Source organism: Pseudomonas sp. PS01297, assembly GCF_029959305.1.
GTDB classification, from domain to species: Bacteria; Pseudomonadota; Gammaproteobacteria; order Pseudomonadales; family Pseudomonadaceae; genus Aquipseudomonas; species Aquipseudomonas helleri.
In genome coordinates, this window is the sequence record NZ_JASCPQ010000135.1 from 1 (window position 1) to 10,750 (window position 10,750).

Annotated in this window: 8 protein-coding genes; 1 reads left to right on the forward strand and 7 read right to left on the reverse strand. The window is 60.4% G+C overall.

Annotated features, from left to right (window positions below):
• Positions 1-107: 107 nt before the first annotated feature.
• From tadA to treP, 7 genes are all read right to left on the reverse strand, one after another.
• A complete protein-coding gene (gene tadA, locus QMX84_RS24530) occupies positions 108-596 on the reverse strand; it encodes a tRNA adenosine(34) deaminase TadA (protein WP_048367027.1) in 489 nt (162 codons plus the stop codon).
• Entirely contained in the window at positions 596-1,972 is a 1,377-nt protein-coding gene (locus tag QMX84_RS24535; RefSeq protein WP_123751437.1) for a multicopper oxidase family protein, read from the reverse strand. Before QMX84_RS24535 ends, tadA begins: the two co-directional genes overlap by 1 nt.
• A gap of 292 nt (positions 1,973-2,264) precedes the next feature.
• Complete coding sequence (locus tag QMX84_RS24540; protein ID WP_282364999.1) at positions 2,265-2,543, reverse strand: PTS transporter subunit EIIB; 279 nt, start codon at positions 2,541-2,543, stop codon at positions 2,265-2,267.
• Positions 2,544-2,545: 2 nt separating this feature from the next.
• Positions 2,546-5,101 carry a phosphoenolpyruvate--protein phosphotransferase gene (gene ptsP / locus QMX84_RS24545; RefSeq protein ID WP_282365000.1) on the reverse strand — a complete coding sequence of 852 codons (2,556 nt, stop codon included), beginning with the start codon at positions 5,099-5,101 and terminating at the stop codon, positions 2,546-2,548.
• Between the two features lie 59 nt (positions 5,102-5,160).
• Positions 5,161-6,384, reverse strand: coding sequence for a carbohydrate porin (locus tag QMX84_RS24550; RefSeq protein ID WP_282365001.1), 1,224 nt, complete (start codon positions 6,382-6,384; stop codon positions 5,161-5,163).
• Between the two features lie 115 nt (positions 6,385-6,499).
• Complete coding sequence (gene treC / locus QMX84_RS24555) at positions 6,500-8,149, reverse strand: alpha,alpha-phosphotrehalase (RefSeq protein WP_282365002.1); 1,650 nt, start codon at positions 8,147-8,149, stop codon at positions 6,500-6,502.
• Between the two features lie 101 nt (positions 8,150-8,250).
• A complete protein-coding gene (gene treP, locus QMX84_RS24560; RefSeq protein WP_048367033.1) occupies positions 8,251-9,693 on the reverse strand; it encodes a PTS system trehalose-specific EIIBC component in 1,443 nt (480 codons plus the stop codon).
• 288 nt (positions 9,694-9,981) lie between these two features.
• Between treP and treR the strand changes: the two genes are divergently transcribed.
• Entirely contained in the window at positions 9,982-10,686 is a 705-nt protein-coding gene (gene treR / locus QMX84_RS24565; protein ID WP_048367036.1) for a trehalose operon repressor, read from the forward strand.
• Positions 10,687-10,750 lie beyond the last annotated feature (64 nt).

The following is a 10,750-nucleotide window of genomic DNA, read 5'->3' on the forward strand; positions in this document are numbered from 1 at the left end:
GGGCTTGCTCGCGATATGAACACCTCGGTACATCAGGTATATCGAGGTGATCTCATCGCGAGCAAGCCCGCTCCCACAGCAAGCTCGCTCCTACAGGGGGCAGCAGATTATTTCGCCCGGCGGGCCTTGAAGAATTCGCTGAGGATGGCGCCGCATTCGTCGGCCAGCACCCCGCCCTCAAACAGCACCCGATGGTTCAAAAAGCCTTGGGTAAAAAATTGCCCCTGGCTTTGCACAATCCCGGCCTTGGGCTCCAGCGCACCAAACACCACCCGCGATACCCGTGAATGCACGATCAAGCCTGCGCACATGCTGCACGGCTCGAGCGTCACGTACAGCGTGCTGCCGGGCAGCCGGTAGTTGCTGGCCGCCGTGGCTGCGGCGCGGATGGCGACCATCTCGGCATGGGCGCTGGGGTCACTGCCGCTGATGGGGCAGTTGAAACCCCGGCCGATGATTTCACCGTTTTGCACCAGCACCGCGCCCACCGGCACTTCACCCAAGGCCGCGCCTTGCGCCGCCAGCGCCAGCGCTTCACGCATAAAGTCTTGATCGCGGCTGCGGTCGATAATCTGGGGTTGACGCCCTTGTCGCATCAGGAAACCTCAATAGCGGCCATAAGGCCGGTTTCCATGTGGTCTATCACATGGCAGTGGAACATCCACACGCCGGGATTATCGGCCACCAGGGCCACGCGGGCACGCTCGTTTTTGCCCAACAAGTACGTGTCGGTGAAATACGGCGTGATTTTTTTGCGATTGGACGCCAGCACCTTGAAGCTCATGCCGTGCAGGTGGATCGGATGCTGGTACTGGGTCATGTTCTTGAATTCAAACACGTAGCTCTGGCCCAGCTTGAGCTTGGCAATCGGCCGGTCAGCACAGGTTTTGTCTTTGATGTCCCAGGCCACGCCGTTGATCTGCCACAGGCTCGGCGGCTGATCCGTGCCCAGGTTCTCGGACACAGAACCGACCCATTCAAAGTTGAAATTGATCTTCTCGGCCTTGTCGACATCAGGCTCGGCAATCGGATTGGCCGGCAAGGCGGGCGGCCATTGTGCAGGGGCATCGTTATTGGCCACCGACAACAGTGTGCCCAAACGCACCGGACCATCGCGCAACGACAGCTCTTCGCCCGCCGCCGGGGCCTTGATAGCCAGGCAAATACGCATGCCGGGGCCCAGCCAATATTCTTTGCCCAGCGGGCGCGGCGCGATGGGGTTGCCATCCAGCGCATAGATCTGCGCCTCGACACCGGGAATATTCAGGCGATAGGTCAGGGTGTTGTCGAGGTTAAGAATTCGCACCCGGGTGATTTGCCCGGCGGGCAATTCAATGGTCGGCACATGGCTGCCATTAATCGTCGACAAACGTCCCGCCGTACCACCACGCGCCGCCTCACGGGTGATGCTGAAGGGCAGAAAGTTGCCTTCTTCATCGACGTGCCAGTTTTTAATGCTCAGCGTGCGCTCGTGCTTGAAGCCCGTAGGCTCGCGCTCTTCAACAATCAGCGGGCCGACCAGACCACGGCCCAGTTCTTCGCTGCTATTGACGTGAGGGTGATACCAGTAGCTGCCCGCATCGGGCACGCGGAATTTGTAATCGAAGTATTCGCCTGGCAGTACCGGCAATTGCGAAACGTACGGCACGCCGTCCATTTCCAGTGGCAGGCGGATGCCGTGCCAATGGATCGTGGTCGCAACCGGCAGATGGTTGATAAACCGTACCCGCAGCCATTCGCCTTGGCGCACCCGCAACTCAGTGCCCGGCGCCGAAGGGCCAAAGGCCCAGGCCTCGGTCTGATGACCGGGCACCAGCTCGACGTCCAGCGGCGCGGCAATCAGCTCGTAATCGTGACCGGCCTGCTCATCGGCCATCTTGCCCAACCAGTAACGCGAAGCGCCCCCTGCGCCAACACCCACCACGACCAGGCCGGCTAAACCACCGAGTATTTGTCGACGGGTAAAGGACATGGACTTAACTACCTCTCGTATCCGGCGCGGGCTCAGCGCCCGCAAAAGGCGAATACGATACACCTGCAACTGCGAAACAGTAAGGGTGGGGTGACGACGGACTGCAAAAGCCCCTCTCCCTAACCCTCTCCCAAGGGAGAGGGAACCGACTGGGGGATATTGCAGAGGTGCAGCACCGTGAAATGACTCCATTGAATCCATAATCGATTCGATTTCTCAGGTCGATGCATCTTGTGGAACAACTCGGTCAGTCCCCTCTCCCGCCGGGAGAGGGTTAGGGAGAGGGCAGTTTTCAGTCGTTAACGCCCACCAAATGCACCACACCGCCCGCCAGGGTCATCACCCCCGGCACACCCGCCAGTCGCAGAGCGTGAGGGTCAACGCGTGACGTGTCATTCAGCTCTACGCGGATGCGGGTCAACGCCACGCGCTGCTCGGACTTGAGGTTGCCGGCGCCGCCAAGGGCCGCAACCACCGCGCTCTGCAATGTCGACGTATAGGGGGCGGGCTCATCCGCCACCAAGTCCGGGGTCAATGCTTTCCAAAAAGCCTGCTGCAATTTTGCAAACATGTTCAGTTCTCCAGCACCAATGAATGAGCAACGTTAGCCGTTTGCGACGGCTGCAAGGCAGCACGCACCTGCTCTGCACTTTCCAGCCCCAGCACTTGCTGCGCCAACACTTGGCAGTCCTTGAGCGTCAGCTCACGAACCCGCGCTTTAATGGTCGGGATCAACGGGACGCTCACCGATAACTCGTCCACGCCCAAGCCGACCAGCAGCGGCACCGCCAACGATTCAGACGCTAGCGCGCCGCACACGCCCACCCACTTGCCGTGGGCATGCGCGGCCTTGACGGTCGTGGCGATCAGGCGCAGTACCGCCGGGTGAAAACTGTCGGCCTGGCTGGCCAGACGTGGGTGATCGCGGTCCATCGCCAAGGTGTATTGGGTCAGGTCATTGGTGCCAATCGAGAAGAAGTCGACTTCAGGGGCGAACACGTCAGCCATCAGCGCGGCGGATGGAACTTCAATCATGATCCCCAGTTTGGGCAACCGCGTAATGCCCAGGCGTTGCGCTTGCTCTTCGAGCAACTGGCGGGCGAGGCGCAACTCAGACACCTGAGTGACCATCGGCAACATGATGTGCAGGCGGGTCAGGTCGGCACTGGCCAGGATCGCGCTGAATTGCTCACGCAGCAGTTCAGGACGCTCCAGACACAGGCGAACCCCGCGCATGCCCAAAAACGGGTTGGCCTCAGGTTCCATCGGCACGTAGGCCAAGGGTTTGTCACCGCCGACATCCAGCGTGCGCACCACCAGGTTGTAGTCAGGGCCAACGGAACGGGCAATGGCGCTGTAGGTCGCGACCTGTTCGTCGTGGCTCGGCGCGCTGCTGCGCTCCAGGTACAAGAACTCAGAACGCAGCAAGCCCACGCCTTCACCGCCAAGGCTCATGCCCTGCTCGGCCTCGGCCAGCGAGGCGATGTTGGCAGACACTTCGATATGCCGACCATCGCGAGTGTCCGCCCGCAACGCCGCGTGCGCCAGATCCCGCGCCTGGCGCTGACGTTGCTGCTCGCGCTTGGCCGTCAGCGCTGCCACCGCTGCTTCGCTGGGGCGCACATGCAACTCGCCCTGCTCGGCATCGAGCAACACCGGCGTGCCGTTGGCCAAGCTCAGGACCTGCGCAGGCAAGCCGCACATGGCCGGCAAGCCCAAGGCCCGCGCCAGAATCGCCACATGGCTGGTGGCGCCGCCACCCACGGTGGCAAACCCCACCACCTTGGTTTTATCGAGCCCGGCGGTTTGTGAAGGGCTGAGTTGCTCTGCGATCAAAATGGCGTTGTCAGGCAGAGCCTGAACCGCGTCCTCGACCCGCAGAATCAACTTGAGCACGCGCAGCCCGACATCTGCCAGGTCTTGCGCCCGCTCCGCCAGAAACGCATTGCCCAGACTGCGGAAAACCTTTTCGTTTGCCTCAACCGCAGCAGCCCAGGAAAACGCCGCGCTTTTGCCCGACGCCAACAGTGGGTAGGCCTGCTCCAGCAAGCTTGGGTCTTGCAGCAGTTCACGGTGGGCACTGAAGATCTGCCCTTGCGGGCCTTGGCTGAACTCACGGCCCAAGGTGTCCAGTGCGGTGTCCGCTTCGAGCAGGGCGCGTTGCAATTGCGCCCGTTCAAAGGCTTCACCCGCCCCCGCCTCCGGGTAGTAGAGGGTCTGCGCGGCGATTTGCACCACCTGCCCAAACACCGCCCCGGAAGACGCGCAAACACCGCGCAATAAGGCGTCATCCACCCGCACCGCCTCAGGTGCCGGTGCGTAAGTAGTTTCAGTGGCAACCTGGGCCACGGGCGTCACCGCCTCACCGCAACCGGCTAACAGCAGATCTGAGAGCACGCGAATCGCCTGCTCGGCATCCTCGCCGGTGGCGCTGACCTGCACCACATCGCCGTGGCTGGTTTGCAAGGTCATGATCGCAACCAACGATTTAGCGTTGATGCGCTGCTCGTGTTTGTGCAGCTCGATGGTAGCCGCAAAGCCCTTGGCCGCCTGGGCAAACACCGCCGCCGGGCGGGCATGCAGGCCGTTCGGGTTGGGCAGCGCAATGGCCAGCGAAAACAGCGTGTCACCCTGGCTCGGCGCCTGCTGCGTCGAAGCTTGCGCCGCCGCGCCCACACGCAGCAGCGGCTGGCCAGCCTCGACCAGCACTTCGCTGCCCGACACGTCGGTAATGCTTTCACCGCTGACCACCAGCATCAGGGTGAGCAAGCTGCGTGCATGTTGCGCGACGTAATCGGCATCAAACTCGATCAACGCCTGCCCGGCCTCGACCTGCTGGCCTTTCTCAACCAGGCAGGTGAAGCCTTGGCCGCCGAGGTTTACCGTGTCCAGGCCAATGTGCAGCAGCACTTGCACCCCGCTGGCATCGGTAATGCTCACGGCATGCCCGGTGTGCTGCAGGTTGCTGATCACACCGGCCAGCGGCGCGCAGAGCACCTGCGACGTCGGGTCGATGCACAGGCCATCGCCCATCAAACGGCTGGAGAACACCGGGTCAGGCACTTGCTCAAGCGGCATCAGGACACCCGATAACGGCGCCAGCAGTTCCAGTTGTTGGGTTGTAACCATGACTTCACCTGCAGTTGATTCGGTTAAATGCCGATGGAGCGCGAGCCCCGCAGCGTCGCTTATTTCCACCAGTACTCGATCTGTACACCGGCGTTGGAACCATGCCGCGCCGAGCCAAAGGCGCCGCTGTCAGACAATGCAGAACCTGCATCAAACTCATTGGCCGCACGTTGCGCGGCGGCGTTCCAGCTCGCGTAGGTGTAATACAAGCGGATTTCCGGGCGTGCCCAGAAGCTTGGACCGTTGGGCGACCAGGTCGGCGCAAAGGTGAACTTGCTCAGCTTGCGCGTGCCGTCGGCGGCCCGCACCTGATCATGCCCAAACTCGGTCACCAGCTTGAACTGCTCGGTGATCGCGTAGGTCGGTCGCACGCCCAGCGAGAGCCACTCCTGATTGCCGCCGTCCGGGCGGAAGTCCTTTTGATACACCGCCTCGACCTGCCCGCCAAAACGCGGGGTCACTTGCCAGTCAAAAAACTCGACGATCCGGTAGCGCTTGCTGCTGTTATCCAGCCGAGTATCGCCGGTATAACCCAGCCCCGTGCCGGAGCCTTCGCCGTATTGCAGGGCCAGTTTGTTTTTGCCGCCCAAAAACTCGCTCTGGACGTGCTGCGCGGTGATTGCCCAGCCACTGTGCGCGTCAGTGCGCTGTGGTTTTTCCAGGTAGCTGAGGCCGAACTCCAGTTGCCCGCCCGGGTTGGTGTTGAACCCGGCGACGTTGAAATCGTGACGCGTGACGTAGTCTTCCTGATACAAGCTGTCTTTGCGCGACAGCGCGTAGCTGTATTTCAGGCCGCCGATCAACACGTCCTCGATGCCCGCACCGGTGGCGCTCTGGTTCCAGTAGTAGAAGTCGGAAATATGAATGTCGTTACGTTTGTAGTAACGCCGCCCGGCCCACACCGAGCCGCCATTGAGGCTCGGCAGGTTGGACCACTGCGCGTACAACTGCGGCAAGCGCGCCGAACCGTTATCGCCCTGGAACGTCAGCTGGCGGTTGTATTGGTTGTACAGCGAAGCCATGCCGTCAACGCTGAGGACCGAGCCGTCATCAAAGTTATAGACGTCCTGGCGCAACTCCAACTCAGCATACTGCTCGCATTCATTGCCCAACCGGTACTTGGCCTCGGCGCCAGGCAGCTTGAAACACGACTGTTTGCCGCCTTCCAGCGAGTTGCCGATGCCGCTGCGCAAGTATCCGGCGAACTCCAGGGCGTTAGCCGAAAGCGGCGCCAGCAGGCACACGCAAGCGGTGAAAATACTGCGATTGAGGGTTGTGTTCATGAGTGGCCTTTTTATTTTTATTGTGATGAAACCGATAAAGCCTCTGTAGGAGCGAGCTTGCCTCGCGATCTTTTAAAAGATCAAAAGATCGCGAGACAAGCTCGCTCCTACAGGGTTATTGCGTTGTCAGGTGCACGGCAAACGACTCGTAGGGGCGCAAGGTGATGCGCTGCGTACGCGTCGGCTGGTCGTCGTAGTTGCTGATCAACAGGCGCTGGGCCATGTCTTGGCTGATCACGCCGTCTGGCAAATCCACCACGCAATCGGTGCCGTAGAAGTTGTTGAGCACCAGCACGCTTTCGCCCTCGCCCTGGCGCAGATACGCCCAGACCTGCGGGTGCTCGGCCAGCAACTGGCGGTATTCGCCGTGTGACAACAGCGGCTCTTCACGACGCAACGCAATCAGCCGGCGATAGTGATGCAGCACCGAATCCGGGTCATGCAATTGCGCTTCGACGTTGATCTGCGCGGCGTTTTCAGGGATCCCGATCCACGGTTCTGCCGTGCTGAAACCGGCGTTGGCCTGCTGATTCCATTGCATCGGCGTGCGGCTGTTGTCCCGCGACTTTTGCAGGATCGCCGCCATGCAGTCCTCGTGGGACACCCCTGCTTCGCGCTTGAGGCGATAGATGTTCAGGGTTTCGACGTCGCGGTACTGCTCAATGCGTTCGAAACCCGGGTTGGTCATGCCGATTTCTTCACCCTGATACACATACGGCGTGCCTTGCAAACAATGCAGGGCAGTGGCGAGCATCTTCGCCGAGACCACACGGAACTCACCGTCATCACCAAAGCGCGACACCGCACGGGGCTGGTCGTGGTTACACCAGAACAACGCGTTCCAGCCGCCACCGGCCTGCATGCCCACTTGCCAGTCCGACAAAATGCCTTTGAGCGCGAGGAAGTCGAAGTCGGCGCGCACCCACTTTTGCATGTTCGGGTAATCGACTTTCAAGTGATGAAAGTTGAAGGTCATCGACAGCTCTTTGCTCTCTGGCCGCGAGTAGCGGATGCAGTGCTCAAGGCTGGTAGAAGACATTTCGCCAACACTGACCAGGTCGTGCCCGGCGAACACTTCGCGGTGCATCTCTTGCAGGTAGTCATGCACGTTGGGGCCGTCGGTGTAGAAGCGCCGACCATCAGTGTTGTCTTCCGGGAAGTGCGCAGGCTTGGAGATCAGGTTGATCACGTCCAGGCGGAAACCGCCCACACCCTTGTCACGCCAGAAGCCCATGAGTTTGTAGACTTCGGCGCGCACCTTGGGGTTGTCCCAGTTCAAATCGGCCTGGGTGTGGTCAAACAGGTGCAGGTAGTACTGACCGGTTTGCGCCTCGTATTCCCAGGCCGAACCGCCGAACTTGGACTCCCAGTTGTTGGGTTGGTCACGCCAGATGTAGAAGTCGCGATACGGGTTGTCGAGGCTGCTGCGCGCTTGCTGGAACCACTCGTGTTCGATGGAGGTGTGGTTGACCACGATATCGAGCATCAGCTTGATGCCGCGGGCCTTGGCCTCGCTGATCAACAGCTCGCAATCGGCTATGCTGCCGTAGCTCGGGTCGATGGCGTAGTAGTCGCTGATGTCATAGCCGTTGTCGCGCTGCGGCGAGCGTAGAAACGGCGTCAGCCACAGGTAGTCCACACCCAGCCATTGCAGGTAATCGAGCTTGTCGACCACGCCCAACAAGTCACCGGTGGCGTTGCCCGCATGGCTGTGAAAACTTTTTGGGTAGATCTGATAGATCACCGAACGCTGCCAGTCTTGCATGAGAGGCTCCTTGCATAATCTTTGTTGAAGGGGCCGCTTCGCAGCCCATCGGTGCCCATCGCCGCCCATCGCAGCCTTCGGCAGCGACTACAGAACGAGGGTCAGGCCACGCGGTAGCCGGGGCGGATGATTTTCAGGCTGAGCGCGCACGTCAGGACAAACGGCACGATGATCGCGACCAGCATGCCGATGACGAACATCGGGATGTACTGCGGAATGATCGAGATAAAGCCCGGCAAGCCGCCGACGCCAATCGCCGAGGCCTGGACCTTGTTCAGCGACAGGAAAATGCTGCCCAGCGCCGAGCCGATCAGGGCCGCGTAGAACGGAAATTTGTAACGCAGGTTGACCCCGAACATCGCCGGTTCAGTGATGCCGAAATACGCGGACACTGCCGAGGTAGACGCCATGCTGCGTTCGCGCACGTTGCGGCTCATGTAGAACACGCCAAGCGCCGCGCTGCCCTGCGCCAGGTTGGACATCACGATCATCGGCCAGATAAACGTGCCGCCCTGGGTCGAGATCAATTGCAGGTCAACCGCGAGGAACATGTGGTGCATGCCGGTGATCACCAGCGGTGCGTACAACAGGCCGAAAATCATGCCGCCGAGCACCGGCGCCAGGTCAAACAGCATGACCACGCCTTCGGTGATCAGGATGCCCAGGTGACGCGTCACCGGGCCGATGATCGCCAGCGCCAGCACGCCGGTAATGACGATGGTGGTGATGGGCACGACCAGCAATTGAATGGCATTGGGCACCCGTGCGCGCAGCCATTTCTCGATCACGCTCATCACGTATGCAGCCAGCAGGATCGGCAGGATTTGCCCCTGGTAGCCGACCTTCTCGATCTGGAACACCCCCAGAATGTTGAAGTACGGCAGGCTTTGACCGTCCAGCCCGGCCACGGCCTTGCCGTAGTTCCAGGCGTTGAGCAGGTCGGGGTGTACCAGCATCAGGCCGAGCACGATGCCGAGGATCTCACTGCCGCCAAAGCGCTTGGCCGCCGACCAGCCCACCAGCGCAGGCAGGAACACGAACGAGGTGTTGGCCATCAGGTTGATCAGGCTCCACACCCCGTCCAGCGACGGGTAGGCATCGAGCAGGGTTTTGTCGGCAATGAACATGCCTTTGGCGCCGAGCAGGTTGTTCACCCCCATCAACAGGCCAGCAATGATCAGCGCGGGCAGAATCGGCATGAACACATCTGAGAACACCCGCACCAGACGCTGCATGGCGTTGGCCTTGTCGGCGCCCTTTTGCTTGACGTCGGCAATGGTCGACGCAGCCAGGCCGGTTTGCTCGCGCAGGGCGGCATAGACCTTCTCGACGTCGCCGGGGCCGATGACCACTTGGTACAGGCCACCGGTAAAGAAGGAACCTTTGACCAGGTCAATCTGATTGAGGGTTGCGCTATCGACCAGGCTGGGGTCTTTCAGCGCGAGGCGCAGGCGGGTGACGCAGTGCGCAGCTTGCTCCAGGTTGTCGACACCCCCCAGGCATTGCAGCAACTCACCGGCAATCTTCGAATAATCGTGGCTCATGCGTTGTCTTCCGCGTGAAATTTTTATTATGGAGCGTCGTTTTGGCAGCACGCCGAAACGAAAAATACTCGTCTGTACGAGTTAAAGCAACAACTGGTACAGACGAGTTTGAAAAATAAGCCGTGGCCTCTGCTTTACTGTGCAGTAGTTGGCAATCAGCACTATCAGCCACCTCTGAAGAATGCGCCTGAATGTTCCTAAAACAGAGCCTTTACCGCGGAGCTTGCGCTGCTCCCCCCCTACCCTTAAGGTTCGGGCCTTGAACACCTTCGGCATAGAGCCATCGTTATGACTAAATACAGCCAGATCTACACCGATCTGCTTGCAAATATCACCACTGAGCGCCTGGCGCGCGGTGCGCGCTTGCCGTCCGAAACAGAATTGATGACCCGCTACGACGCCAGCCGCGGCACCGTGCGCAAGGCGATTGAGCAGCTTCAGGAACGCGGCTTTGCGCAGAAGATCCATGGCAAAGGAACGTTTGTGTTGTCTTCCAGCCCCATTGAGTTCCAGCTGGGCGGCATCGTCAGCTTCCAGGAAACCTACCCGAGCCTGGGCAATGACGTCAGCACTGAAGTGGTTGAGTTTGAGCACTTCCCGCTGGAGGGCGCGCTGACAGACAAGATCGACGCCGAGCCAGGCAGCCTGATCACTCGCGTCAAACGCGTGCGGCGCATTGATGGCAAACGGGTGATTCTGGACATCAACTGCTTCGTCAGCGAGCTGATTCCGGGGCTGACGCCAGAAATAGCGCAGCACTCGATCTACGCGTATATCGAGCAAACCCTGAACCTGCAGATCAGCTTTGCCCAGCGCACCATCGAAGCGGTGCCGCGCAGCAAGGATGATCAACTACACCTGGATCTGGATGGGCAAAGCCACGTGATTGTGGTGAGCAACCAGACATTCCTGCAGGACGGCAGGCAGTTTGAGTACACCGAGTCGCGGCATACCTTGGACAAGTTTTACTTTTCGGACATTGCCCGCCGTTAAACGCGCGGTAGGAGCGAGCTTGCCTCGCGATCTTTTGATCTTTTAAAAGATCGCGAGGCAAGCT

Coding starts and splice junctions, on each gene's coding strand:
- tadA (WP_048367027.1), bottom strand. CDS start 596: ATGCGACAAGGGCGTCAACCCCAGATTATCGACCGCAGCCGCGATCAA.
- QMX84_RS24535 (WP_123751437.1), bottom strand. CDS start 1,972: ATGTCCTTTACCCGTCGACAAATACTCGGTGGTTTAGCCGGCCTGGTC.
- QMX84_RS24540 (WP_282364999.1), bottom strand. CDS start 2,543: ATGTTTGCAAAATTGCAGCAGGCTTTTTGGAAAGCATTGACCCCGGAC.
- ptsP (WP_282365000.1), bottom strand. CDS start 5,101: ATGGTTACAACCCAACAACTGGAACTGCTGGCGCCGTTATCGGGTGTC.
- QMX84_RS24550 (WP_282365001.1), bottom strand. CDS start 6,384: ATGAACACAACCCTCAATCGCAGTATTTTCACCGCTTGCGTGTGCCTG.
- treC (WP_282365002.1), bottom strand. CDS start 8,149: ATGCAAGACTGGCAGCGTTCGGTGATCTATCAGATCTACCCAAAAAGT.
- treP (WP_048367033.1), bottom strand. CDS start 9,693: ATGAGCCACGATTATTCGAAGATTGCCGGTGAGTTGCTGCAATGCCTG.
- treR (WP_048367036.1), top strand. CDS start 9,982: ATGACTAAATACAGCCAGATCTACACCGATCTGCTTGCAAATATCACC.